This is a genomic window from Candidatus Limnocylindria bacterium (assembly GCA_036523395.1).
GTDB lineage: Bacteria > Chloroflexota > Limnocylindria > P2-11E > P2-11E > CF-39.
In genome coordinates, this window is the sequence record DATDEH010000039.1 from 33,972 (window position 1) to 58,830 (window position 24,859).

Genomic DNA, 24,859 nt, shown 5'->3' on the forward strand with positions numbered 1-24,859 from the left:
TGGTGCTCATACTGTGGCGCAATGGGGCTGAGGGTGGGGATCATCGGGACCGGGTTCGGCGCGCGCGTACAGGTCCCCGGTTTCCGCGCTGCGGGCTATGAGGTCACTGCGATCTGCTCGGCGCGAATGGATCGCGCTCGCGCGGCGGCGGACCAGGCCGGCATCCCCGTCGCGGTCGACATGGTGAACGATCTCGTCTCGCGCGACGACGTCGACGTCGTGTGCGTGGCATCGCCGCCGACCCTGCATCGCGAGCACGCGCTCGCGGCGCTCGCCGCGGGCAAGCACGTCCTCTGTGAGAAGCCGATGGCGCGCGACACCGGCGAGGCGCGTGAGATGGTCGCCGCGGCCGAACGAGCCGGTGTCGTGCACGCGATCGACCACGAGTTCCGCTACACGCCCGCGCGGTCCAAGGTGAAGGAGCTCCTCGAAGGGCGTGCCATCGGTGAGATGCGGCTGGCGTTGGTGATGGAGATGACGGGAATGCTCGTCGACCCGGCGCGTCCCCGTCAGGAGTGGTGGCTCCGGCGGGACCGCGCCGGCGGACTCCTTGGCGCGATCGGCTCGCACTGGATCGATTCGCTGATCTGGTGGCTCGGCGCCGTGGATCGCGTGTCGGGTGAGCTCGGGATCTCCGCGAAGACGCGACCGACGACCGATGGAGGATCCGCGCGGGTAACTTCGGACGACACCGCGCAGCTCCTGATGCGCATGAGCAGCGGCGCGATCGCGACGATCCAGCTCTCGAGCGCGGTCCACCATCCGTCGCGCCGCGTGATCCTCTACGGCAGCGACGGGACGATCGTCCTCGGAGGAGATGGACGCGTGCTGCTCGCCCGCGGATCGGGCGCGCTCGAGGAGATCCTTCCGGCGAGCACGAATGACGGCGCGTTCCCCGATCTCGCGCGTCGCATGCGCGAGCACATCGAGGCCGGTCCGACGGGAAAGGACGACGCGCCACATCCGACGTTCGCCGATGGGCTGCGCGTGCAGGAGGTCATGGACGCGGCGTACCGCTCCGCCGAGGTCGGCGGCGCCGTCGCGATCGCTAGCTGAGGAACATCGCGACGATGCCCGCCGCCGTCGCGACGGTCATCGCGCGCCGCGAGCTCCGGTGCAATGATGCGAACTCACGCCGCAGCGGGGCGTCGTCGCGGAGATCGTCCCAGCCTGGCGTCTGCGCGCGGATCGTTCGCGCCACGGGACTCGCCCACGCGCTCGAATACAGCGTCGCGCCGCACAGGACGAGCAGCGCGAGCCACCGGATGACCAGACGCGTCTCCGGCGCGCCGGTCACCTCGAACGCCGTCGCCTTGAGGACGCTCGTGACAACGATGAGGACGACGCAGAGGATCGCCAGTCCGTCGTAGCGGCCGAGAACAGCACCGAAGATCGTGCCCGCCTCGCCGCGCGAGCGGACCGACGCGAAGATCGCCGGCGCCGCCGCCAGGCCCAGGACCACCGCGCCTCCGACAAGGATCGCGAGCGCGAGGTGATACACGAACTGGAGCGTGTCGAAGTACAGGGTTTCGATGCGTGCATATTGGACAGAAAGGAATTCCCGACCACCAAGGTCGGTTTAGGATTAGGACAAGGGAGCACGAATGCCGACGTACCGCGACTACTTCGCCGAGATCAAGAAGCGGGTCAAAGAAGCGACGCCGCAGCAGGTCGCTGACCTCCTTCGCGCCGGCGACATCCAGCTCGCTGACGTTCGCGAGAAGAACGAGTGGGACGAGGGCCATCTCCCCGGCGCCGTGCACCTGCCGAAGAGCTACCTCGAGCAGTGGGCGGAGGACCGCATCCCTGACAAGGACAAGGCCACGATCCTCTACTGCGCCGGTGGTGTGCGCTCCGCGATGGCCGCCGACACCCTCGCCGAGCTGGGCTACAGCAACGTCGTCTCGATGTCCGGCGGCTTCAACCGCTGGAAGGACTCCGGGCTCCCATGGAAGAAGCCCGACGCCGGGCTCACGCCGGAGCAGGCCCAGCGGTACAGCCGGCACCTCCTGATCCCAGAGGTCGGCGAAACGGGCCAGCTGCAGCTCCTCCGGAGCAAGGTCCTGCTCATCGGCGCCGGCGGCCTCGGGTCGCCCGCGGCGCTCTACCTTGCGGCGGCGGGCGTCGGAACGCTCGGCATCGTCGACTCGGACGTCGTCGACGCGACGAACCTCCAGCGCCAGATCCTCCACACGACCGAGCGCATCGGCGAGCCGAAGACCGAGTCCGCACGGCAGACGCTGGAAGCGCTCAACCCCGACGTGAAGATCGTCGGATACCAGGAGCGCCTCACGAGCGAGAACATCGACCGCATCCTCTCCGAGTACGACGTCATCGTTGACGGCGCCGACAACTTCCCCACGCGCTACCTGCTGAGCGACGCGTCGGTGAAGTGGAACAAGCCGATCGTGCACGGCAGCATCTATCGCTTCGAGGGACAGGTCACGGTCTTCAAGCCGAACGAGGGTCCGTGCTATCGCTGCCTCTTCCCCACACCACCGCCACCGGAGCTCGCTCCGTCGTGCGCCGAAGCCGGCGTTCTCGGCGTACTGCCCGGCGTCATCGGGACGATACAGGCGAACGAGGTCATCAAGCTCCTGCTCGGGATCGGCGAGCCGCTCGTCGGGCGATACCTGCTGTTCGACGCCCTCGAAGGTTCATTCCGCGAGGTGCGGCTGCGTCGCGACCCGAAGTGCCCGGTCTGCGGCGAGAATCCGACGATCACCGAGTACATCGACTACGAGGGCTTCTGCGCGTCGCCGTCCGAGTGGCAGGCGCAGCACGCTCCGAAAGTGAGCACCCCGGCCGAATAGCCGTCCCATATCCTCTAACTGGATGGGTGTGATTCGGGTCCTAAGCCTCCTGGCCGTGCTGGTCCTCGCCTGCAACGGCGCGGCGCCGGTCACGACGACGTCGCCCACGCCCACAGCCTCCGTCGACATCAAGCGCACGAAGCTGGACATCAGCTACGCGTCGCTGAGCGACCAGGACGTCCACAAGGTCTCGAGCAAGAAGATCCTCGAGGGCGCGATCAACGCGATCAACGCGGAGATCAAGAAGACCGGCGGCAAGGGCGAGATGGCGATGATCGACTTCCAGGATGTCCAGGAGACGACCGTCCCCGACTTCAAGAAGTTCGCCGACGCCGCCGCGGGAGTGAAGGCACTCAACCCCCAGATCACCGCCGATCGCTTCGCCGACGTCGCGATCGAGGGCATGATGAGCGCGACGCCGGACTGCCACACCTACTACGTCGACAAGAGCGATGGTGTGCATCGCTCGCGGCCTGTTCCGGCGAGCGGCCAGGTCGCCAGCGTCCCGACCACCGGGACCTCGCTCGGCGGACCGGACGAAGCTGGCCTCATTGGACGGATGCTGCCGGGCGGCATCGTCTACATCACCTGGCACGAATTCGTCGTGACCGGGACATACAAGATCTTCGACGAGGTCCGCAAGATGATGGACAAGGGTCTCGCCGCCGGCGGGAAGGCCTGGCTCTTCGACCTCCGCGGCAACGTCGGCGGCTTCGACTCGGACACGATCGCGTCGTTCTTCCTCAACGGGGAGAAGATGCTCAATGTCGTCTACCGGGGCGGCGGCGCCGCCGCGTCGACCAGCGCGCGCAAGGAATGGCGGCTTCCCGAGGCCTACCAGCTGCCGCTCGTGATCATCCTCAACGACCGCGGCGGATCGGGGCCCGAGGTGCTCGCTGCCGACCTCAAGGAGAACAAGCGCGCCACCATCGTCGGTGGCAAGAGCATCGGCTGCATGGGCGCCACATCCGTCACGAACATGACCGACGGCTCGAGACTGGCCGTCGTGACCCAGGAATTCACCGGCGCGCAGACCGGCACGGTGTTCAACAACGTGGGTGTCATCCCGGATGTGGCCGCCGACGACGCGACCGCGATCAGCAAAGCGATCGAGATCCTCAAGCAGAAGATGTGATCGCCTTCCGTCTCAGACGAAGGCACGCTCGCCCGCCGAAAAACTGACCCAGAGGTACCAGTACCGAGGTCCCCTTCGTACGCCTCGCGCCCGAATCGGGTCGCGCTGTGACGGTTTTGGTACCGCTAATGGGTTGGCGGCTCGCCTTCCGGTCGATATGGTCTGCGCACAGATCACCTGAGGAATCACCGAGGACGGGATTGGGGGGCCATCACGTCGTGACAGTCGTAGCAGCAAGGGTCGACTCGCTTCCTTCCCTCGAGCAGATGGGGCCGGTTCCGGACGTCATCGAGCGCGCTCGCGGTGGCGACCGGTCGGCATTCGCGGATCTCTACGACACGCACGTCGACGCGGTGTACCGCTACATCCTGTACCGCGTCCGTGAGCCCAGCGACGCCGAGGATCTCACGAGCGACGTGTTCACACGTGCGTTCGCGAACATCCACCGCTACCGCTGGCAGGGCAAATCGTTCCTCGCATGGCTCTACACGATCGCGCGCAACGCGGTCACCGACCGCCGTCGCCGTCAACGGCCCACCGTCGACCTCGAGAACGCGTTCGGTCTCGCCGAAGATGGCCCGACCGCACACGAGCACGCGGTCCGTGGTGAGGAGGTCGATGCGCTTCGCGGTGCTGTGAAGCATCTGACGACCGAACAGCAGGAAGTTCTCGTGCTGCGCTTCGTCGAGAACATGTCGAGCCGCCAGGTCGCGAACATGCTCGGCAAGAACGAAGGCGCGATCCGCGCACTGCAGTTCCGCGCGCTTGGCCGTCTGCGCAAGCTCATGACGACCGAGGTCGCCTGAGCGGCTGAAACTCAGCGGCTTCGGCGGACATAGACTCGATTAGATGCGGCCTCGCGCACTCCCCCTGCTCGTCACCCTCGCGTTCTTTGCTTCCGCTTGCGGTCTGCTGCCCGCGGATCTCCAGCACGAGCTGCTGCCGTCGCAGACGCAGTACAAGACCGCTGAAGCCGCGTATTCGGTCCTGATCGAGCGTCACGTCGACAAACCCACGCCCCAGCAGCTGATCCCCGGCGCGCTCGACGGGGTGACGAAATACCTGAAAGACGCCCAAATCGACGCCGCGCCGACCGTCGACCGGCCGACCCTCACCGGCAGCGTGTGGTCCGATTTCGCCAAATTCACAGCCTCGCTCGACGCGGTCGTGCAGCGTTACCCGACGACGGACAAAGCGCTGATGGAACGGGCCGCGGTGGACGGGATGGCGCGCGCGATGAACGAATGCCACACCTACTACCTCGATCCGAACCGCGCGAAGGGCTTCAACCAGCGGCCCGCTCCGGTGACCGGGATCGGCGTGACGATCTTCCAGCCTGACCCGAATCAGCCGATCGAGGTGATCGACGTGATCGCCGGCACGCCCGCGGAAAAGGCAGGCGTGAAGAAAGGCGACAAGTTCATCCGCGTGAACGGCGAAGACGTCAAGGCGCTCACGACGGACGAGGTCGCGAACAAGGTGCGCGGCCCCGAAGGAACGCAGGTCACGGTCACGTTCCTGCGCGGCACGCAAGAGGTCGAGTTCACGATCACGCGCGCGCGATTCCAGAGCCCCCTCATCATCTCGCGCATGGAGAGCGACTCGATCGGCTATCTCTCCGCGAAGCAGCTCATCTCGACCGTCGCGGACGACATGGCGGCGGCTGCGCGCACGCTTTCGGCGCAGGGCGCAACGGCATGGATCCTCGACCTTCGCGACGACCCGGGCGGCGAGCTCACGGTCGCGGTCAACGTCGCGAGCCTGTTCGTGCAGCGCGCAACGCTCGTCTATCAGATCGGCCGCGATGGCCAGCGCACCGCAGTGGACTCCAACCCGAGCAAGTACCTCGGGCTGAACAAGCCGCTCGTAGTGCTCGTGAACAAGAATTCCGCTTCAGGCTCAGAGATCATCGCCGCCGGCATCCAGGCCAACGGCACCGGGACGGTCATGGGCACCCAGACGGCTGGTTGTGTGGGCACCGGACAGCCGCGCGAGCTTCCCGACGGGGGTCTGCTGCTGGTCACCCTGACCAAGATGCAGGACGCCAAGAGCGGCGCTGACCTCAACGGGCCGGGCAAAGGCGTCGTGCCGGATAAGGTGATCACGGACCCGGCCGACCAGCAGCTCCAGGCCGCGATCACCTTCCTGCGAGGCCACGTCTAGCTCTGCAGCCCCAGCGCGACGAGGCCCGCGACCAGCACCGCGACTCCCACGTACTGGTTCGGCGCGAGCCGCTCGTGCAGGACGGCGATCGCGAGCAGCGCGGGGATCAGCGGGTAGGCGCCACTGCCGGTCATGACGAATGACGCGAATCCCGAGGCGATCCCGAGCGACAGCAACACATTCGCACCGGTATCCAGCACGCCGACGACGACGATGAGAACGAGCGCTCGCCGGTCCCGCAGCGGCGCGAACGAGGGGCGTCGCACCAGGACGTAGCCGAGGAGCAGCAGCACGCTGAAGGCGCGGAGCGGCAAGATCATGCCGAGGCCGTCGGTCGCATGGACCGCCGCGGCGTAGAGACAGGCCCAGACCGCGAAACCGAAGGTCGCGACCAGTCCGTAGCGAACGCCTTCGCTGGGCCGGCCGAGCGTCTTACGGACCTCGCCGAAATCGGTCGACGCGACGACGACACCGACGAACGTCGTGGCGATCGCGACGCCCTGGCCCGTGGTGAGTCGCTCGCCGAGAAGGACCACGATGAGGACCACCGCGAGCGCCGAGTAGCTCGCGACCACCGGACTGACGACCGCGATCGGGCCGAGCGCCAGCGCGCGATAGAGCGCGGCGGCGGACGTGACGCCGATGATCCCGAGGACGAACCCATATCCGACGAGCTCTGGAGTGAGCACCGGCCAGCGGCCGAGGAGCGCGAGCACCACCGCATAACCCACGAGGCTGATGCTCTGCATGCCGATCGACGTGAGCGCGACACCGACGCGACGGGTGGCCATCGCGGCCGCGTAGTCGCCGAAGCCGAACGCGAGGGCCGCGCCGACGCCGTAGAGGAGAGCTTCGATGCCTTTCTCATCGCAGGGGGAGACCCCCTGCGACCCCCCTACACGACTAGCTGGCGGGGGGCGCGCGTCAGGTTGCGCGAGCCGGTCTCGGTGATGACCAGCATGTCCTCGAGGCGCACGCCGCCGAGCTCCGGCAGGTAGATGCCGGGCTCGACGGTGACGACGTCGCCGGCTGCGAGCGGCTTGGTGCCGGAACGCCCGACGGTCGGCATCTCGTGGATCTCCAGGCCGACGCCGTGCCCTGTGCCGTGGATGAAGCCGCGCGGCACTCCGCCGTTCTTCGAGCGCTGCTGCCCCGGCCGCAGCGTGTCGTATCCGGCCTCGAAGATGATGTCCTCGACCAGCTCGTGCACTTCGCGGCCCGTGACGCCGGGACGCAGTGCCTTGATGCCGGCGTCCTGCGCGCGCTTGGTGACCTCGTACATCTTCACGATCTCCGCGGGCGGCTCGCCCTTCGAGACGGTGCGCGTCATGTCCGCCCAGTACCGCGTGGTCTTGTTCTGCGGGAAGATGTCCATGACGATCGCCTCGCTCGCGCGCAGCGGGCCCGAGCCGATCATGTGCGGGTCGGCGGCCTGCTTTCCCGGCGCGATGATCGCGCCCTCGGACATGCAACCGAGCTCGAGCAGCCGCGACTCGACCACCGCGCGCAGCCGCTCGGCGGTGAATGTCTCGCCGTCGAGCTCGAGCGTCCCGTCCTTGCGAACGGTCGCCCGCCGGACGGCGTCGACGCCCTTCGCCCACGCGTCCTCGGTCGCGCGCTGCGTCGCCTCCAGCGCCTCGATCTCGTCGGGCCGCTTCGCGCGCCGTCGATCGCTGAGCTCGCGATCGATCACGAGCTCGACGCCCGCGCCGCGCAGTCGCTCGGCCATGCCGAGCGGGAAATACGGACCGACCGCGACGCGCCGCAGGCCGCGCGCCTGGAGGAACCGGTCGATGACGGCCGCGTCGAGCTCCTCGCGCGTGGTCGCCGTCTTGGAGAACTCCGTCGCGCCGAAGTCGACGATGTTGAACACCTCGGCGGCCCGCGATTCCTTTCGCGCGCGGCCCTCTTCGAGCGGGTTCGCGACGATGACGACCTGGCCGTCCTGCTCGAGCGCGATGATCGGATCGGGCGCGAGGAAACGGGTCAGGTGATAGACGTCCGGGAACTTGTACCCGTCGGCGTAGAAGAGGAGGGCGTCGCGCTTTCTGCTGTCCGGAGCGGCCATCGCCGCCAAATCTAGGCTAACGAGCGCGCGTGAGTAGCGGCCGCACGAGAGCGCCGGCACCGCGAGCCAGCTCCTCCAGCTGCTCGCGACAGAGGTCCTCATCCCGTCGTCGCGTGCGCGCGAGTGACTCGAGCCCCGCCACCGCGCGCTGCCGACCTTCGAGCGCGCGCCCCTCGGCGCAGAGCACGGCGGCTTCGGCGCGAGCGAGCATGTAACCCTGAACGGGCCCGCCGTCAGCGAAGCCGAGCCAGGACCGCGCCGCTCGGGCGTCGCCGCGGTGACGAGCCGTGTAGTACGCGGCCTCGGTGAAGAGGATCGCGTCGGCTGCGGTCCATTTCTCCTTCCGCAGGTCAACGGCCGCATCGAGATGCCGGCCGGCCGCTTCGATCTCGCCTCGGTCGAGCGCGGCCTCGTACAGAACGAGCCGCGCGAAGACATCTTCCGGCCATCGCTCCATCGCGCCGAGCAGGGCCGGATCCCATTCGCGCGGCCGTCTGCCCGACAACGCCTCGGCGAGCATCAGCGTCGCGGCCAGGATCTGACCGCATTCGCGGTTGCGCACCAAGAGGGAGAAGATCCGCCTCCCGTCGGCGAGCTGACCGGCGCTGCGGAGCGGCAGGAGATTGAGAGCCCCAAGGATCAGGGACATCTGCGCGACCGCCTGCAACACGGAAAACGGATCGCCAAAGCGGAGCCCTCCGGCAAGCGAGATCATCACCGCGCCGGACACGAGCCCGCTCAGAGGACCGGCGGCAGTGCTCACGATCAGGCCCCAGCGCAGCGGTCCAACGGCGGCGGTGCGGTCGAACGGCACAAGGACCACGCCTGCCTGGAGCGACCGCACCAGTCGCACACGCGGTCGACCGTAGTCACGGATCTCGAGTGGGCCCAGGTGGACCCTGGCAACGCGGAGGCCGACGAGATATCCGGCGACGACGTGCCCCAGCTCGTGCACGAGCACCGCGACGATCAGCGAGACCACGCCAACACCCACCGACAGCGCCATGGCCACCAGCAGCACGATGACGCGTTCGTTCACGGCCGAAATGCTGTGCGACGCGAGCTCTGCCGCGGTGGCAGGACGCGATCAACCGCGGTCGAGCGCATGCTGGCCGGATGCTGAACGGGATCACGTCGCAGCTGAGCGCGCGGCGCGGTCATTTCAAGATGGAATCCGGTCACCACAGCGAAACGTGGTTCGAGCTTGGAACATTGTTCGATGATCCCGATGCGGTCCGTCCGTTCGTGGTGGAGCTTGCGAGACGCCTTTCGTCGCAGCGTCCCGATGCCGTGTGCGGACCGATGACGGGCGGAGCGAGGCTTGCGGGGATGGTCGCCACCGAAATGGGCATCGATTCGATCGTCGCGGAGCGGTCAGAGACGACGGGTGCGACCGGTCTGTTCCCGGTCAGCTACCGGATCGCTGAGGCAGAGCGGCGGACGACGCGCGGGAGAAGGATCGCCATCGTGGACGATGCGATCAGCGCCGGCTCGGCGGTGCGCGGGACGTACGCCGACCTCATCGCGTGCGACGGGCTGCCGGTCGCGCTCGGAGCCCTCGTTGTATTCGGCGGTGCGGCCGCGCGGTTCGCGGCGGATAAGGGCCTCGCGCTGGAGGCGATCGAGCGGATGTCGTTCGACATGTGGCGGCCAGCTGAGTGTCCCCTCTGCGAGGCCGGCGTCGCGCTGGAGACGGCTGCCGCCCGCTCTGGTTAGCGTCGGCGCAACAGCGACAGACCTTCGCCGCTCGCGATCTCGTCGAAGCCGAGCGTCTTCACCGCCGCGACCTCGGCAAGATGTTTCGCCATGTCGCGGTTCACGCTCGGCGCGGCGTAATCGAGGATGACGTACTGAGCGTCACAGACATCGAGGCCGAGCAGGTTGTAGTTGGACCGCCGCTGCGGGATCTGTGTGGTGAAGAAGTCGCGCGACGATACGGCCGCGTCCGATGGGATGGCCCGCACCGCGTTGAGGAACGGCTCGTAGCGCGGCTCGCGGACGAGGATCGGCTGCCCGGACGGCGCGCGGTCCGGCTCGCCGCGGAGGAATGCGTCCGCGAAGTTCAGCGAGAACGGCAGGCCCCCGAAGGCGAATGCGAGGACGAGCGTGCTCACGATGACGCCGCGCGCCACTTGCCTGCGCCACCGCTCGTCCAGCCCCGCGACGCCGAGGATCGACGCGCCCAGGGCGAGCGGGATGAGCGGCGCGCCGTACTGGTTGTGGAGCGTGTGAAAGCCGCCGTAGTCGGACAGCATGAGGTACCCGAGGGTCGGCACGGAGGTCACGAACGCCCACTTCGAACGGAGCGCGAGACCGAGACCCGGTCCGAAGAGGCTCAGGACGAAGACGACCTTCGAGCCGACCTCGCCCTGCCCAAGCACCCGGAGCGCGCGGAGCGGATCGAGAAGCAGCGTCCGCGCGATCTCGCCCTCATCGCGCCCGAGACTCGCGTAGCGGCCGAGGTACTGATAGGGAGCTCCCGCCGCGAACGCCGGGATGATGACCATGAGCGTCACGACGAAGGCGACGACGCTGGCAACGATCACGATCGCGCTCGGCCACCAGCGGCGCTGGAGTGCGAGTGCGACGCCAAAGCCGACCCCGATCACCGCTACCTCCTCTTTGGCGAGCAGCGCCGCGAAGAGACACAGGATCATGGGCACCATCCGGCGTGTCGCGAGGAAGTACAACGCGAATCCGAGGGGCGCAGCGGCGAGCGTGATCTCGTGGAAGTCGTACAAGGCGATGAACGAGAGCGGCGCGCTCAGCAGATACGCCGCGACCCATACCAGACGTTGCTGGCTCGTCGGAAGGAAGCGCCGCGCGAGCAGATAGATCGGCCATATGCCGAGCGCGAGCGCGATCGTCTGGACGACGATCAGCGTCTCGGGACGCGGGACGAGGACGTACACGGGCAGGATGAGCAGCAACGCTGGCGAGAAGTGGTCGCCAAAGAACGAGTGCGGCTCGCAGCGCGCGAGGCTGAGCGTCGACTCCATGAGGCGGCCATGGATGGTGTTCCAGAGGACCTGGTCGAAGACGGCGAGGTCCGACGCGGTCGAGTGGAAGGTCCAGTGCCGCACGAGCGCCAGCCCGCCGAGCAGGATCGTCGCGACAAGAGTGGCGGCAAGCGCGATCCGGCCCTCGGAGCGCGCGAGAAATCCCGAGCGCCCCACCGCCGCCACGACCGAAAACGCTAGCTGAAGTCGCGGCGCGCCGGCCCTGATCTCCCTAGCCCGCCGGGTTCGCGACGCCTTCGAAGAAGGCGAGCTGCGCCGTCGAGTTCGCCTGGCGGACCGGACGCAGCGGTCTGTACTCGGGCGAGTCGTACCACTCGAGAGCGCGCGCGAGCGATGGGAACTCGAGGATCACCGTTCGCGGCCCCGGCCATTCGCCTTCGCGGACCTCGGTCTTGCCGCCGCGCACGAGATACCGGCCGCCGTACTGCGCGATCGTCGCGGGCACCTGCTTCGAGTACTCCGCGTAGCCCTCGGCGTTCTTCACGTCGACGATCGCGATCACATACCCCTTCACAGGCCCACCTCCGTCACGGTCGCCGGAGCGCCGGCGCCTGGATCATGACCGCGATGCCGACCGCGATCGCGAAGAACATCGCGATAGAAGACACGACGATGATCGCGCGCTGGTGCGCCGGCGGATGCCCGCGGCCGGTCGACCGCTGTCCGGCGTTTTCATGCCACGTGGCGAAGGCGAGCCAGCTGATGCCGACGTACGCCCCTCCGAGGATGGCCAGCCAGAACCCGATCCCGAGCAGCCGCGACCCGAGTCGCTCACCCCACACCAGCCAGAGGGCGTGCTGATCGATGAACGTGACGACGCCGCCGACTATCGGCAGCGTCATGAGCCACGCCCACACCGCCTCACCATCGACGCGTAGCCGATCGGACGTGCGGATGCGCGCGATGACGCCGGCGGTGAACGCGAGCATCGCCACGACGCGCCAGGTCACGAGCGTGAGCACGCGGTCGCGACGGCGGGCACGCCACCCTTCCTCGCCATGCTCCGGGAAGAATCGCGAGCGCGGCCGGTCGCGAGGCGATTCGATCTCCTGCGCGATACGCGACCAGAACTCCTCGCGATTAACGAAGTAGCCGCCGTGGTCGAGGATGACGTTCATCCAGTTCGTGACCTCGATGTCCTCGTCCGGCGGGCGGATGTGCGACGGCGTTCGCAGCTCGCCGCCGGCCACCGGGTCGTACGCGGACCAGACGTTGATCCAGTGCATGGTCCTTGGGAGCGACTCGCGCAATCGGCAGGTGCGCGCCGGGATCAGACGCCTATCCCACGCGTTGTTGAGCGCCGACCCGAACGTGACGAATGTCTTCACGCGGGCGAGATCCTCCGGCAGCACCGCGCCGGAGCACAGGGCGTCGTACGCGACGACCGTGCCCTGTGAGTGCGCGATGACCGCGATGCGCTCGCACTGCCGCTTTTCGACGAGGAAGTGGATGGCCGCCGCCACGCTTCCCCGGATATGCACGGCCTGGATGTCATCCCACATGAACGTGTAGAAATCGCCGATCTGGTCCTGCACGAAGTTGCGGAGTCCCATGACCGCTTGCTCCACCGGTCCCGGGATCTGCGCGAGCACGTACAGCGTGAGGATGAGCGGGACTGACAGGATCGCCGCCGAGACGTAGCCGATGAAGAGCAGGATCGACGAGACGACCTCGATGATCGCCTTGGGCGACCCGGGCAGCTTACGGAACGAGTCGACGACGACCTCCGCGAGACGCAGGCATCGCACCACCGCCGACTTCAGTCCCCACCACGTCATCTCGTCGAGGTTCGGCGCGCTGAGTCGCGCGGCCCACCACGCCTCGGCGAGGATCCAGGTCTGCGCGGGATGCCCTTCCGCCGCGCGCAGGTCGATCGAGAAACGCGCCGGACGCTCCGCGACCTCACCGTAGGTCAGGTCCGACGACGCGACGCAGAGGTCGAGCTCGCGCCGCTTGTGCCACTCCTGAAGCCAGCGGAGGAGCGGGCCTCCGAACTCGCGGACGGTGTAGCTCTCCGATTGCTGACCGATGCCGTGGACGAACACCACGCCGACGCGGATCGCGCCTTCGGTCTGCGCGATGAGATGCTGCTCGACCGCTTGGCGCTCCTGCATCAGGCGACCCGCACTCCTCGCTGATACACCGCCCACACGCGCCACAGGGCACGCGGATCGGACAGCGGGTCGCCGTGCACGAGCACGAGGTCCGCGGGCTGACCTTCGTCGAGGTGCCCGGCGTACTCGACGCCATACAGCGCTCCGCCGTTGCGGGTGGCGGAGGCGAGCGCCTCGTACGGCTCGAGTCCCGCGTCAACGAGCAACTCGACCTCCCAGGCGAGATGGCCGGCGCGCACCGACCCGCCGCCGAAGTCGGAGCCGGTCGCGATGGTCACGCCGGCGCGTTTCGCAGCCGCGACCGATGCGTACGCGCCTTCCTTGCGCTTCGCGATGCGCTCCCGACCCTCGGACGCGGCGAAGCGATCGATCGTCGTCGTGCGTGCGAACGTTTCCCACGACGCGAAGACGGACAGCGTCGACACCAGCGTCACGCGGTTGCGCTTCATCGTGAGGGCTATGTCGTCATCGAGCTCCATGCCGTGCTCGATGGAGTCGACGCCGGCCTCGGCCGCGACGCGCGCGCCGGCGAAGTAGCCGGAGTGAGCCGCGACGCGCGCCCCGCGCTTGTGCACCGCCTGGACCATCGCGCGCACGTCATCGACGCCGAACGGTGCGTCCTTCACGCCGCCCGGCGCATCCATGTAGAGCTTCACGAGATCGGCGCCGAGGTCGAGCTGCGACATCGCCGCGGCGACGAGCTCGGCACCGTCGACGCTCACGTCCATGAAGTCGTAGCCCTTGGCGGCGATCCACGTGCCCGCGACGCGGATGTACGGCGCGCCCGGCCTCCCCTTGAGCTCGTCACGCGCGGCGATCGAGACGGGAGCTCCGTCCTTGACGGGCGCGCCGACGTCGCGCGCCCACAGGATGCCGGCGTGGGCGAGACGCTTCGCGTTGTCTCGCGCCACCTGCCGCAGCGCCGGCCCCGGGTCATCGGCGCGGGCGATCCAGTGGCTGCCGCCCTGCATCGTGAGATGGCTGTGGCAGTCGACCATCGCCGGGACGATCGTCGCGCCCCCGGCGTCGATCACCTCGGCGCCGGTCGTGTCGGCCGAGTCGTTCGGGCGTATCCACGCGATCTGCCCGCCTTCGAGCGCCACGCTGACCCCGGTGCGAAGCGATCCCGACGTGCCGTCGGCGAGCGCCGCGTCGTGGAGGACGACCCGTGTCATCGCTGCGCGATGTTAGGCGCAACGGCGTCGGCGTCCGCGGTGGCGTGTCAGCCGAGCGTGCGTGCGAAGAAATCGACGATCATCATGACCAGCTGGTCCGGCGACGGCTGCTCCCTCGGATTCGCGAGGCCGTGTGGACCGCTGTGCACCATCACCAGCGATGTGGTCACGCCCGCGGCCTGCAGCTTGGCGGCGAACTCCTGCGATTGCGACGCCGGCACGGTCTGATCCGCGTCCCCTTGCAGGATGAGGAACGGCGGATCGTCGCTCGAGATCCACGTCACTGGGCTCGCCCTGCTCAGCGTGTCACTCGCGCCTCCCGGAGCCGCGCCGAATACATCGGTGATGACCCGAGTCGCGTCGCTCGGCCACGCGGATGCGGTGAGGTCGGCGGGTCCGAAGAGATCGACGACGGCCTGAAGCCGGCTCGATTCGCTCGCCCACTCGCCCATTTCGAAGCCCGCGCTAACGCCCGCGGTACCCATGAGGCTGACCAGGTGTCCTCCCGCACTGCCACCCCAGGCACCGATCCGCTGCGCGTCGATGCCGTAGGTCGACGCGTGTGATCGGAGATATCGCACGGCGCACTGGCGTCGACGATCTGCGCGGGCCACTTTTCGGAGGGTGCGAGACGATAGTCGATGGACGCGACGACGAAGCCCTTCGCGTTGAGCAGCGGCCGCAGCTGCTCGAGGAACCCACCACCGAGGCGGCTGCCCTTCTCCCAGCCTCCGCCATGCACGTACATCACGGCCGGCACCGGCGCGGCCGGCTGCGGCGAAGGGAGCGAGACGTCCATCGCCAGTGGTTTCCCGCCGTCGGTGCAGTACGTCACGGTCTGGATCTGCGGCTTCGGCACCGGCGTGGCCGACGGCGCCTTCGACACCGTCGCCGCCGAGCCGCCGCAGGCTGCGAGGATGACGGTCACGAGCGCCAGGCGGAGCGTTCGCTTCACACCGTTCATACGGCGCCGGCCCGGGTGGTGTGACGCCAAGGTGTTAGCGGTGCGTGAAATCCGGGGTCAGGCGGTCCAGTCGAGGACCACCTTGCCGCACTGACCCGAGCGGACGACCTCGAACGCCTGAGCGAACTCTTTGGCCGCGAAGCGATGCGTGATCACGGCTGTGATGTCGAGCCCGCTCTGCAGCATCGTGCCCATGCGGTACCACGTCTCGAACATCTCGCGCCCGTAGATGCCCTTGAGGGTGAGCCCGCGGAAGATCACCTGGTCCCAGGCGATCGGGATCTCCTGATTCGGGATCCCGAGCAGCGCGACGCGGCCGCCGTTGTTCATGAACGCGAGCATCCCGCGCAGGGCGTCGGGGCTGCCGGACATCTCGAGACCGACGTCGAATCCCTCGAGCATGCCGAGCTCCTTCATGACCGCGTCCAGCGTCGTCGTCGTGTAGTCCACTGCCAGCGTCGCGCCGAGACGCCGCGCGAGAGCGAGCCGGTACTGGTTGCGATCGGTGACGACGACGTGGCGCGCGCCGACGAATTGGCACACCGCGGCGGCCATGACGCCGATCGGACCCGCGCCGGTGATGAGCACGTCCTCGCCCGCAAGCTCGAAGGACAACGCGCTGTGCACGGCGTTCCCGAGCGGGTCGAGGCATGCGCCGATCTCGTCGGGCATCCCCGGCGGCAGCACGTACGCGTTCGCCGCAGGGACGGCGATGTACTCCGCGAACGCACCCGGCCGCTGCACGCCGATCCCGACCGCGTTGCGACAGAGATGACGGCGCCCGGCGCGGCAATTCCGGCAGTGCCCGCACGTGACGTGGCCCTCGACGGCCACGCGCTGGCCCGCCTCGAAACCGGTCACCTCGCTGCCGATCTCCGCGACGGAGCCCTCGAACTCGTGACCGATGACGAGCGGCACCTTGATCGTCTTCTGCGCCCAGGGATCCCAGTTGAAGATGTGCAGGTCCGTGCCGCAGATCGACGTGTAGTGGACACGCACGAGCAGGTCGTTGGGACCGATCGCCGGCTTCGGCACATCCTCGAGCCAGATGCCTGGCTCCGCGCGGCTCTTCACGAGCGCGCGCATTAGATGACCCCGAGTGCGCGACCGACCTTCGCGAACGCTGCGACCGCGCGTTCGACGTGCTCGGGCGTGTGCGCCGCCGAGAGCTGCACGCGGATGCGTGCCTGACCCTGCGGCACGACCGGGAACGAGAAGGCGATGACGTAGATGCCTTCGGCGAGCAGCCCGTCCGCCAGGGCGCTCGCGAGCTTCGCGTCGCCGAGCATCACCGGAACGATGGGATGTTCGCCCGGGACGAGCCTGAAGCCATTCGCCGTCATGCCCCTCCGGAAGCGCGACGCGTTGGCGAACAGCCGCTCCCGAAGCTCGCCGGCCGATTCGATCAGGTCCAGCACGGCGATAGAGGTCGCGGCGATCACGGGCGCGAGCGTGTTCGAGAACAGATACGGCCGGCTGCGCTGGCGGAGCAGCTCGACGATCTCGCGCCGACCGCTGGTGTATCCACCCGAGGCTCCTCCCAAGGCCTTGCCGAGCGTGCCGGTGAGCACGTCGACGCGACCGACGACGCCGCGCGCCTCGTGCGAGCCGCGGCCGTGCGCGCCCATGAAGCCAACGGCATGCGAGTCGTCGACCATCACCAGGGCCTTGTGCTTCTCCGCTAGATCGCAGATCGCTCCAAGGTTCGCAACGATCCCGTCCATCGAGAACACGCCGTCGGTCGCGATGAGCTTGAAACGGCACGACGCCGCTTCCGTCAGCTGGCGCTCAAGGTCGGCCATGTCGTTGTTCGCGTATCGGAAGCGCTTCGCCTTCGACAGACGAACGCCGTCGATGATGCTGGCGTGATTCAGCGCGTCGCTGATCACCGCGTCTTCGTCCCCGAGCAGCGTCTCGAACAGGCCGCCGTTCGCGTCGAAGCACGAGCCGTACAGGATCGTGTCCTCCGTGCCGAGGAAGCGCGTGAGCCGGTCCTCGAGCTCCTTATGGATGTCCTGCGTGCCGCAGATGAAGCGAACGGACGACATGCCGTAGCCCCAGCGATCGAGCGCCGCATGCGCCGCGGCCAGCACCTTGGGATCGTCGGACAGGCCCAGGTAGTTGTTGGCGCAGAAGTTGATGACCTCGAGATCCGGCCGCACCGCGATCTCCGCGCCCTGCGGCGAGCTGATGACGCGTTCCTTCTTGTAGAGACCGCTCTCGCGGATCGAGGCGATCTGGTCGCGGACCAAGTCGAGGAAGCGCTGATCCATCGCGGCCAGCATCATGGCACGCCTCGGTCAGGTGAGGGCGAGCACCTTCTTGATCGCGTTGATGAGCTCGATCGGGCCGAACGGCTTGAGCAGGTAATCGGACGCCCCCACCGCGCGGCCCTCGGCCACGTCGGCGGCCTTGTCGTGGGCGCTGAGCATGACGACCGGGACATCCCGGGTCAACGCGTCGCCCTTCAGCGTGCGGCACACATCGAAACCATCCGGCTTGAAGCCCTCGAATGTCACGTCGAGCAGAACCACATCGGGCTTCGCCGTCTTCACGAGCTCCGGCACCACGCCGGGATCGCCGGTCTCGACGACGCGCCACCCCTGACTCGACAGCGTGATACGGACAAGTTCACGCATGTGGTTGGAGTCGTCGGCAACGAGAACAGTGAGCACCCTCGGTCGGACGATAGCAGCGCGGCGGAGCGGTGGCTCCTGGGCCACCGCTCCGCATCGCCAGATGCTTAGTTGGAACCCTTTTCGACGCGACTGCCGTGGATCTCGCCACGCCACGCGCCGGTCGGCGCGCCGCGCGACTCGACGAACTTCTTGAACCGCTCGAGGTCGCCGCCCACGCGGCGCTCCAGGAAACCGAGCGCGTCTCCGACCTTCTCGGTCGCGTCGCGCGGCTCGTAGGTGAGCTCGAGGGTCACTTTCGCCTGGCCATCGCCCTTCGGCTGGAACGTCACGGATCCGGCGTTCATCGCGCCAGTGACGCTGTGCCACGCGATGTGGCGGTCTGGGACCTGGTCGGTGATCTCGGCCTCCCACTCCTCATCCTTGCCAGCGATCTCGGCGTGCCAGCGGAGGCGCTTCTCGTCGAGCTGGATGACTTCCTTGACGCCCTCCATGAACTCGGGGAATGACTCGAACTGCGTCCACTGGTCGTACGCGACGGTGGCGGGAACATCGACAACGATGTCCTTCTCGATGCGTGCCATGTCTATCTCCTTCTACGCGGTATTGATGAGCTCGGCGACCGGACCTCGCCAGGTCTGGAGGAAGTCGTGCGCGTCGAGGACGTCGTCCTTCGTGAAGGCCGGCGTCTTCACTCCGTCTTCGCGCTCGACGATCGCGACGCTTGACTCACCACACACGGTGCATGCGAGCTTCACGACGAGCGTCTGAGGCTCGGCCGTGATGCCGTGTACCGCGCAGCTGGCGAGTCGTGCGCCGCAGGCTGGGCACTCCATCGTGCGGATGCGCTCCAGGATGGCCCCGATCCAGTCCACAGCCGTTTCGACTGCAACTCCGGCGCCACAGCGCGGTGCGCTTGGCCGCAGAACGACCAAGCGCCCCCCCGCGGAGGCCCGTCAGAGTTGAGACGGGCCCGGGTCTACGGGTCCGTGACCAGCCGCAGCCCTCATGGGAAGCCATTCGTCAGCGAGTAGCGCGCGATGACTTGGTTCCTCTGATCAGAGATGACGATCGTCGCGTTCTTGTGCTCGAACTGCCCTGCGGCGATCCGGAACGCCCACTTCTGCAGCTCGCTGGCCCCGCTGAAGCCTTGCTTGAGCACGAGGTTCGGGTACTTCATTCGACGACCTCGATCTCGATGCTGAGACCCGAGACGGAACGGAAAAACGCGGTCGGCATGCCGTCGAACGTGATCGCGACCTGGAGCGCCGAGAGACGGATCTCATCGTTGCGCGCGGGCGCTCCGGAAGCCGCGGTCCCGAGGACCAGCCGCGTGGCGGAGAGACTAGAGCCCGGGCTCACCCCGGCGTCGCGTCCTCCGTCGGGAAGGCGCCGATGAGCGCGCCGGCAACGCGCGCGTCCGAGACCAGCTCTTCCCACACGCGCTCGAGGGTGTTCGCGTCCGGCCCGTCTTCACCGCGGCGGCGGGCGAGGAGCAGGAGCGCGCACGCTCGCAGCGACGGCGCGGCGACGATGACGCCGTCCGGACCGCGGCCGGTGCTTTCGGCATGCGGCGCGGCGCGATGCGCGGCGATGTACTCGTCGATGTCGTCCGGCGGCGTGCCGAGCAGCGGAGAGCCATCGGCCAGCAGGATCGACACGACGTCGTACGGGGTCATGGTGTGGTTCGCGACGCCGCGGCCGCCGACGTAGAGAACGTCACTCAGTCGCAGCGTGATGCGTCCCTCTGGCGCGAGGGCGTCGGCGCGGGCCAGGATCCGTGTGGCGACTGTCAATTCGGTAGCGGGCTGCTCGCGGATCAGCACCTCTGTAGCGTGGCACGGCGTGGAACCAGAGTGCCAGTCCGCTCGTCCTACTGGCATGCGCCCGATGCTCCTCGCCCTCACGCTGCTCGTCGCCTCCGCCTGCGGCGGCGGTGCGACCGATCGCGTCGCGGACATCGCCGGCATCGTGACCAGCGTGAGCGGGCGCACCGACGGCGTCTCGGTGCTCGTCGAGTCCGACCCTTCGACGCCGACCGGCGGCGCGAAGGCTTCCGTCGCGGTGACGAGCGGAACGCGGATCACCCGTCGTGCTCAGGGCGGCGACGTCGCGGCGACCGCGCGCGAGCTCATTCCCGGTGTGCAGGTCGAGGTCTGGTTCGATGGACCGGCCGCGATGTCCTACCCCATCCAGGCCAAAGCCCTGGCCGTGGTGATCGTCCGCTAGCTCTCTCCGAACCGCTTTCGCAGCGCGGCCATCGTGCCATCGATCGTGCGGTGGTGGCCGACGATGTAGCGAGAAACGAAGCGGAAGAACGCGTTGTAGATCTCGCCGTTCTCCGTGATCGTCAGCGTGCTTCCTTCGGACGTGGCCGCGATCTCGCTTGTCCACGTGCCGCCGAAGTCCTTCTCCCCGACGACACGGCGGACAAGTCGCGCCGGCGGACGGGTCTCGATCGTCTCGAACTTCACGTCCCCCACCCCGCGCGAGGACAGCAGCGACGGATCGTTGATCGCGGCCCACACATCCTCTGCGGGACGGCGGAACGTCGCGCTTCGGCTGGCGACGTGCGCCACGGGCAGCGACCTTCCCGCGAGCGTGATCCCCACGAGGATCAGAAAGAGCACGACGATGATTCCGACGGCGACGTCCACGGCGGGGAAGCCTAGCCGGGTCCTGGTGGCAGTGCGAGACAATCGGCTCTGTCCGTCACATTTGGCGGCCCGGCGGTGCTTTGAAGGAAGAGATGGAAGTGGCTGAGCGTCTGCGTCTGGGAACGGTCCCGGGCCAGGGCTTGCCGCCGGCCTTCGAAGAGCTCTTCCGGAAGGAGTACGCCAGGGTGGTCGCGATCGCTCAGCGCGTGGTCGCCGACGCCGATGAGGCGGAGGACGTCGCACAGGACGTCTTCGTGTCCTTCTATCGCAAGCATCCCGCGGAAGCGCACTACGCCGCGCCGTGGCTCTACGCCGCGGCCGCGCACACCGCACTCAACGTCCTGCGCTCGCGCGAGCGACGCGGCAAGCGGGATGCGGTCGAGGCGCTGCGCCGCGACACGCAGGTACCGGATCCCGCGCAGGCCGCAGAGACGGCCGAGACCAGGTCCGAGGTCCGCGCGGCGCTCGGGCGTCTTCCGGACCGCAGCGCCGCGCTTCTGGTCCTTCGTTACAGCGGGCTCAGCTATGAGGAGATCGCGGCCGCGCTCGGGCTCCGGCAGTCGAGTATCGGAACGCTGCTTCGCCGAGCCGAGGACGCGTTCCGCAAGGAGGTCACGAAATGAGTGACATAGAGGAAATGCTTTCGGTCACAGAGGCGAAGGTCGATACGGAGCGGGCGCTCGCGCGACTGCGCGCGCGCGTCGATGCTGAACGCATCGCACCGGTGAGTCGAGGCGCGTCCGCGCCACGCCGGGTCGCGGTGAACATCTGGGTCCGTGGACTCGCGGCGGCAGCGACGGTCGCGCTCGTCGCGACGCTGCTCACGCTGAGCGGCCTCGCCGAGACGATCCTCACGATCTTCGAGCCCAAGCAGCTCGTGGCGGTGCCGATCACCTCCACAGACCTGAGCAGTGCCTCGAGCTTTGGCGCGTACGGGACGCTGACCTGGACGGAGCAGCCCCGGCCTTACGACGTGCCCGACATCCGCACGGCGGCGCGTGAGAGCGGCATGACCGTGCTGACTCCCGGGAATCTGCCAGCGGGCGTTGGCGCGCCGCGCTACGGAGTCATGCCGAAGACAACGGCGACCTTCACCTTCAGCGCCGCGAAGACCACGCAGGCGGCCGCTGCGCAGAAACGCACACCACCGCCGATGCCGGCGAACATCGACGGGAGCAAGCTTTTCATCACCGGCGGACCCGCGGTCGTCGCGTTCTACGACGACGGCACGAGCACGACCGGTGCGTCCGGGGCGACCGGTGCATCCGGGGCAAGCCCGTTCTCGGCCATGCCAAAGCTGATCGTCGCGCAGGGTAGGCCCCCGGTGGTGCAGTCCGATGGCGTGACCGTCGATCAGCTCCAGAACTATCTGCTGGCGCAGCCGGGCATCTCGCCGCAGCTCGCGGCGCAGATCCGCGCGATCAAGGATCCCTCGAGCACGCTTCCGGTCCCGATCCCGGTCGACATGGCCACCTCGAAGAAGATCACCGTTCAGGGCGTTGAGGGCATCTTCGTCGGTGATTCGACCGGCCTGGGCAGCGCACTGATCTGGCAGAAGGACGGGATCGTCTACGGCGTGGCTGGAGCACTCACGGAACAGCAGGTCCTGGCGGTGGCAAACTCGCTCCATTGATCGACGCGCCCGCGATCCGCACCCAGGAGCTGACGAAGCGGTACGGGAGCATCAACGCGCTCGCCGGTCTGACGATGACCATCCCGCGCGGCGACATCTTCGGGTTCCTCGGACCGAACGGCGCGGGCAAGACGACCGCGGTGAAGCTCCTGCTCGGACTGACGCCGCCGACGTCAGGTGACGCGGAGGTCCTCGGCGCGCCGATCGGCGACCGCGAGGCGCTCCGCCGCGTCGGGTACCTCCCCGAGCTGTTCCGCTACCAGTCCTGGCTGACCGCGCGCGAGGTCCTGGCGCTGCACTGCGAGCTCGCGGGTATCGACCGCGCGGCGTGGCAGCGCGAGATCGAAGACGCGCTCGCGATCGTCGGGCTCTCCGATCGCGGATCGGGTCGTGTCGGGACGTTCTCCAAGGGGATGCAGCAGCGGATCGGTCTCGGTGTCGCGCTCCTCGGCGCACCCGACCTGGTCGTCCTCGACGAGCCGACCAGCGCGCTCGATCCCGTCGGCCGCCACGACGTGCGCGAGATCATCCGCGGGCTTGGCGAGCGCGGCACGACGGTCTTCCTCAACTCGCACCTGTTGAGCGAGGTGGAACAGGTCTGTCACCGCGTCGCGATCGTCGATCGCGGCCGCGTCGTCGCGGAGGGCACGCTCGATGAGCTCCTCGGCGGCGACACCGTGCGCATCCGCGCAACGGGCCTCGATCGCGCGGCAAGAACGGGCCTGGCGCGCCACGGGCGGCTCGACGACGAAGGCGATTGGCTGGTCATACGCGGGATCGACGGCGAACGTGTGCCTGAGATCGTCGCCGAGATCGTGCGGCTGGGCGGTCATGTCTACGCGGTCGAGCCTCGGCATGAGTCGCTCGAGGACCGCTTCCTCCGCCTTCTCGGACAGCCCAACTGATGCTCGCACTCACCATCGCGCGACTTCAGCTTCAGGAGCTGCTGCGGCGTCGACTCTTCCTCGTGCTGCTGCTCCTCACGGTCGTGGTCATCTCGCTCACGACCTGGGGCTTCTCGCGCATCCCGAGCCTCGGTGACTCACGCGGGCGGCCGATGACGGCGGTCGAGATCGCCGCGATCGCTTCGCAGTTCCTGATCCTGGTGATGTTCATGTTCAGCTTCGTGCTCGCGTTCTCGGCCGTGTTCGCGGCTTCGCCCGCGATCTCTGCCGAGGTCGAGTCCGGGATCACGCTCGCACTGCTCGCGCGTCCGATCACGCGGCTCGAGTACGTCGTCGGCAAGTGGCTCGGCCTCGTCGCGACGGTCCTCATCTACGCGGTGCCCGCGGCCACCGTGCAGATGGTGCTCGTGCAGTTCGTCGTCGGATACTCCGCACCGCACCCGATCGAGTTCCTCGCATTCGTGATCGGCGAGGCCATCGTCCTCGTCACGCTGTCGCTGCTCCTCTCCACGCGTTTCGCCGGCATGGTCGGTGGCGTGAGCGGACTCATCATCTGGGGACTCGCCTGGATGGGCGGCATCGTGGGCGGCATCGGCCTCGTGTTCGAGAACGCGACCCTCACGCACGTCGGGACCGCATCGAAGCTCATCCTGCCGACCGATGGCCTCTGGCGCGGCGCGGTGTGGAGCCTCGAGCCCGCGTCGCTCATCGCCGCGTCGCGCGCAGCCGGCGCCGCGGCGGCTGCGAATCCCTTCTTCGCGGCAGACCCACCGCCTCCCGCGTATGTCGCATGGTCCGTCATCTGGATCACCGGGATGCTCGGGCTCGCTGTTTGGAGCTTCATGCGGAAAGAGCTGTGATCCGCGACCGGCACCTGATCCTCGTCAAGCACGCGGTGCCTCAAGTGGATGTCGAGACACCGGCGCACGAGTGGCGTCTGCATCCCGAAGGCGAGGCGGCTGCTGTCGTGTTGGCCGAACGCCTCGTCCGCGCCCGCTACACGGCGGAGAGGATCGTGGCGAGCACCGAGCCGAAGGCGACGCAGACCGGCTCGATCATCGCTGAACGCCTGCGGCTGCCGTTCTCGACGGTGGATGGGCTTCACGAGCACGACCGCCGCGCCGCCGGCTTCCTCGAGCGCAAAGTGTTCGAGGCGCGCATGCGCGATCTGTTCGCGCATCCGGACCAGGTCGTGTTCGGGAGCGAGTCCGCATCTGCGGCACTCACGCGATTCACGGCCGCCGTCGATCGTGTGATCAGTGAGAACGCCAGCGACGGCGACGTCGTCATCGTGACCCACGGGACCGTGATGTCGCTCTTCGTCGCCAAGCGTTCGCATGTGGACGCTAGGGAGCTCTGGGCTTCGCTCGGGCTGCCTTCGTACATCGCGCTCGAGCTGCCGAACTACCGGATCATCGAGGTCGTCGCGTCGATCTAGCTTCCGTGCTTGCGCACTGGGTAGCGCAGGTGCGTGACGCCGACGCCCGGGATCACCGTCGGGTTGCCAAGGACCGCTGGCGTTCCCACGCCATCACTCCGGTGGGCGACGAAGCCGTCGAGCGACATAGACATGATC

30 protein-coding genes and 1 pseudogene are annotated in these 24,859 nt (G+C 68.0%); 12 read left to right on the forward strand and 19 right to left on the reverse strand.

All coding sequences use genetic code 11. The features are described from left to right. Positions 1 to 21 precede the first annotated feature (21 nt). Positions 22 to 1,056 (forward strand): Gfo/Idh/MocA family oxidoreductase, encoded by a 1,035-nt coding sequence (locus tag VI056_04375; protein HEY6202258.1) that lies wholly within the window; start codon positions 22 to 24, stop codon positions 1,054 to 1,056. Here VI056_04375 and VI056_04380 read toward each other — a convergent pair. Further along, entirely contained in the window at positions 1,049 to 1,501 is a 453-nt protein-coding gene (locus VI056_04380; GenBank protein ID HEY6202259.1) for a DUF4149 domain-containing protein, read from the reverse strand. The two genes, VI056_04375 and VI056_04380, sit on opposite strands and share 8 nt — an antisense overlap. A 103-nt stretch (positions 1,502 to 1,604) precedes the next feature. On the opposite strand from VI056_04380, the gene moeB reads away from it, so the two are divergent. From moeB to VI056_04400, 4 genes are all read left to right on the forward strand, one after another. Next, complete coding sequence (moeB, locus tag VI056_04385; GenBank protein ID HEY6202260.1) at positions 1,605 to 2,813, forward strand: molybdopterin-synthase adenylyltransferase MoeB; 1,209 nt, start codon at positions 1,605 to 1,607, stop codon at positions 2,811 to 2,813. Between the two features lie 22 nt (positions 2,814 to 2,835). Continuing rightward, positions 2,836 to 3,948, forward strand: coding sequence for a S41 family peptidase (locus VI056_04390; protein ID HEY6202261.1), 1,113 nt, complete (start codon positions 2,836 to 2,838; stop codon positions 3,946 to 3,948). Positions 3,949 to 4,214: 266 nt separating this feature from the next. Further along, on the forward strand, positions 4,215 to 4,754 hold the full coding sequence (locus VI056_04395; GenBank protein ID HEY6202262.1) for a sigma-70 family RNA polymerase sigma factor: 540 nt from the start codon (positions 4,215 to 4,217) through the stop codon (positions 4,752 to 4,754). Between the two features lie 43 nt (positions 4,755 to 4,797). Then, on the forward strand, positions 4,798 to 6,111 hold the full coding sequence (locus VI056_04400) for a S41 family peptidase (protein ID HEY6202263.1): 1,314 nt from the start codon (positions 4,798 to 4,800) through the stop codon (positions 6,109 to 6,111). On the opposite strand, the gene VI056_04405 is transcribed toward VI056_04400, so the two are convergent. Genes VI056_04405 through VI056_04415 form a run of 3 tightly spaced genes read right to left on the reverse strand, consistent with a single transcriptional unit; the run spans position 6,108 to position 9,218 of the window. Continuing rightward, the gene (locus tag VI056_04405) at positions 6,108 to 6,968 is read right to left on the reverse strand and encodes an EamA family transporter (GenBank protein ID HEY6202264.1); all 861 of its coding nucleotides are present in this window, start codon (positions 6,966 to 6,968) and stop codon (positions 6,108 to 6,110) included. The two genes, VI056_04400 and VI056_04405, sit on opposite strands and share 4 nt — an antisense overlap. Positions 6,969 to 7,006: 38 nt before the next feature. Beyond that, a complete protein-coding gene (locus VI056_04410) occupies positions 7,007 to 8,179 on the reverse strand; it encodes a M24 family metallopeptidase (protein ID HEY6202265.1) in 1,173 nt (390 codons plus the stop codon). 16 nt (positions 8,180 to 8,195) lie between these two features. Beyond that, complete coding sequence (locus tag VI056_04415) at positions 8,196 to 9,218, reverse strand: M50 family metallopeptidase (protein ID HEY6202266.1); 1,023 nt, start codon at positions 9,216 to 9,218, stop codon at positions 8,196 to 8,198. Positions 9,219 to 9,295: 77 nt separating this feature from the next. Between VI056_04415 and VI056_04420 the strand changes: the two genes are divergently transcribed. Continuing rightward, positions 9,296 to 9,895 carry a hypothetical protein gene (locus tag VI056_04420; protein HEY6202267.1) on the forward strand — a complete coding sequence of 200 codons (600 nt, stop codon included), beginning with the start codon at positions 9,296 to 9,298 and terminating at the stop codon, positions 9,893 to 9,895. Here the strand turns inward: VI056_04420 and VI056_04425 are convergent. The 13 genes and pseudogenes from VI056_04425 to VI056_04485 form a co-directional block, all read right to left on the reverse strand. Continuing rightward, on the reverse strand, positions 9,892 to 11,364 hold the full coding sequence (locus tag VI056_04425) for a DUF2079 domain-containing protein (GenBank protein ID HEY6202268.1): 1,473 nt from the start codon (positions 11,362 to 11,364) through the stop codon (positions 9,892 to 9,894). The two genes, VI056_04420 and VI056_04425, sit on opposite strands and share 4 nt — an antisense overlap. Positions 11,365 to 11,410: 46 nt before the next feature. After that, entirely contained in the window at positions 11,411 to 11,713 is a 303-nt protein-coding gene (locus VI056_04430; protein HEY6202269.1) for a DUF1330 domain-containing protein, read from the reverse strand. A gap of 13 nt (positions 11,714 to 11,726) precedes the next feature. Next, a complete protein-coding gene (locus tag VI056_04435; protein HEY6202270.1) occupies positions 11,727 to 13,313 on the reverse strand; it encodes a hypothetical protein in 1,587 nt (528 codons plus the stop codon). Then, a complete protein-coding gene (locus VI056_04440) occupies positions 13,313 to 14,488 on the reverse strand; it encodes an amidohydrolase family protein (GenBank protein HEY6202271.1) in 1,176 nt (391 codons plus the stop codon). Before VI056_04440 ends, VI056_04435 begins: the two co-directional genes overlap by 1 nt. A 47-nt stretch (positions 14,489 to 14,535) precedes the next feature. Then, positions 14,536 to 15,396: pseudogene (locus tag VI056_04445) on the reverse strand (alpha/beta hydrolase). 113 nt (positions 15,397 to 15,509) lie between these two features. After that, positions 15,510 to 16,538 (reverse strand): L-threonine 3-dehydrogenase, encoded by a 1,029-nt coding sequence (gene tdh, locus VI056_04450; protein HEY6202272.1) that lies wholly within the window; start codon positions 16,536 to 16,538, stop codon positions 15,510 to 15,512. Beyond that, a complete protein-coding gene (locus VI056_04455) occupies positions 16,538 to 17,725 on the reverse strand; it encodes a glycine C-acetyltransferase (protein ID HEY6202273.1) in 1,188 nt (395 codons plus the stop codon). Before VI056_04455 ends, tdh begins: the two co-directional genes overlap by 1 nt. A 27-nt stretch (positions 17,726 to 17,752) precedes the next feature. Further along, positions 17,753 to 18,244, reverse strand: coding sequence for a response regulator (locus VI056_04460; protein HEY6202274.1), 492 nt, complete (start codon positions 18,242 to 18,244; stop codon positions 17,753 to 17,755). Further along, a complete protein-coding gene (locus tag VI056_04465; protein ID HEY6202275.1) occupies positions 18,196 to 18,672 on the reverse strand; it encodes an SRPBCC family protein in 477 nt (158 codons plus the stop codon). The genes VI056_04460 and VI056_04465 overlap by 49 nt, the downstream gene beginning before the upstream one ends. A gap of 12 nt (positions 18,673 to 18,684) precedes the next feature. Beyond that, positions 18,685 to 18,963, reverse strand: a complete 279-nt coding sequence (locus VI056_04470) for a hypothetical protein (GenBank protein ID HEY6202276.1) — start codon at positions 18,961 to 18,963, stop codon at positions 18,685 to 18,687. Positions 18,964 to 19,094: 131 nt separating this feature from the next. After that, the gene (locus tag VI056_04475) at positions 19,095 to 19,268 is read right to left on the reverse strand and encodes a phage tail protein (protein HEY6202277.1); all 174 of its coding nucleotides are present in this window, start codon (positions 19,266 to 19,268) and stop codon (positions 19,095 to 19,097) included. Beyond that, positions 19,265 to 19,450, reverse strand: coding sequence for a hypothetical protein (locus tag VI056_04480; GenBank protein ID HEY6202278.1), 186 nt, complete (start codon positions 19,448 to 19,450; stop codon positions 19,265 to 19,267). The genes VI056_04475 and VI056_04480 overlap by 4 nt, the downstream gene beginning before the upstream one ends. Then, positions 19,447 to 19,884, reverse strand: a complete 438-nt coding sequence (locus tag VI056_04485; GenBank protein ID HEY6202279.1) for a hypothetical protein — start codon at positions 19,882 to 19,884, stop codon at positions 19,447 to 19,449. Before VI056_04485 ends, VI056_04480 begins: the two co-directional genes overlap by 4 nt. 94 nt (positions 19,885 to 19,978) lie before the next feature. On the opposite strand from VI056_04485, the gene VI056_04490 reads away from it, so the two are divergent. Beyond that, positions 19,979 to 20,317, forward strand: a complete 339-nt coding sequence (locus tag VI056_04490) for a hypothetical protein (GenBank protein HEY6202280.1) — start codon at positions 19,979 to 19,981, stop codon at positions 20,315 to 20,317. On the opposite strand, the gene VI056_04495 is transcribed toward VI056_04490, so the two are convergent. Continuing rightward, on the reverse strand, positions 20,314 to 20,745 hold the full coding sequence (locus tag VI056_04495) for a hypothetical protein (protein HEY6202281.1): 432 nt from the start codon (positions 20,743 to 20,745) through the stop codon (positions 20,314 to 20,316). The genes VI056_04490 and VI056_04495 overlap by 4 nt on opposite strands. 98 nt (positions 20,746 to 20,843) lie before the next feature. On the opposite strand from VI056_04495, the gene VI056_04500 reads away from it, so the two are divergent. The 5 genes from VI056_04500 to VI056_04520 are packed head-to-tail and all read left to right on the forward strand — an operon-like array spanning position 20,844 to position 24,721. Then, on the forward strand, positions 20,844 to 21,368 hold the full coding sequence (locus VI056_04500; protein ID HEY6202282.1) for a sigma-70 family RNA polymerase sigma factor: 525 nt from the start codon (positions 20,844 to 20,846) through the stop codon (positions 21,366 to 21,368). Further along, positions 21,365 to 22,378, forward strand: coding sequence for a hypothetical protein (locus tag VI056_04505; protein HEY6202283.1), 1,014 nt, complete (start codon positions 21,365 to 21,367; stop codon positions 22,376 to 22,378). The genes VI056_04500 and VI056_04505 overlap by 4 nt, the downstream gene beginning before the upstream one ends. Then, the gene (locus VI056_04510; GenBank protein ID HEY6202284.1) at positions 22,375 to 23,283 is read left to right on the forward strand and encodes an ABC transporter ATP-binding protein; all 909 of its coding nucleotides are present in this window, start codon (positions 22,375 to 22,377) and stop codon (positions 23,281 to 23,283) included. The genes VI056_04505 and VI056_04510 overlap by 4 nt, the downstream gene beginning before the upstream one ends. Beyond that, positions 23,283 to 24,143 carry an ABC transporter permease subunit gene (locus VI056_04515; protein HEY6202285.1) on the forward strand — a complete coding sequence of 287 codons (861 nt, stop codon included), beginning with the start codon at positions 23,283 to 23,285 and terminating at the stop codon, positions 24,141 to 24,143. Before VI056_04510 ends, VI056_04515 begins: the two co-directional genes overlap by 1 nt. Further along, on the forward strand, positions 24,140 to 24,721 hold the full coding sequence (locus VI056_04520) for a histidine phosphatase family protein (GenBank protein ID HEY6202286.1): 582 nt from the start codon (positions 24,140 to 24,142) through the stop codon (positions 24,719 to 24,721). Before VI056_04515 ends, VI056_04520 begins: the two co-directional genes overlap by 4 nt. On the opposite strand, the gene VI056_04525 is transcribed toward VI056_04520, so the two are convergent. Next, entirely contained in the window at positions 24,718 to 24,855 is a 138-nt protein-coding gene (locus VI056_04525; GenBank protein ID HEY6202287.1) for a hypothetical protein, read from the reverse strand. The two genes, VI056_04520 and VI056_04525, sit on opposite strands and share 4 nt — an antisense overlap. Between the last annotated feature and the right edge of the window lie 4 nt (positions 24,856 to 24,859).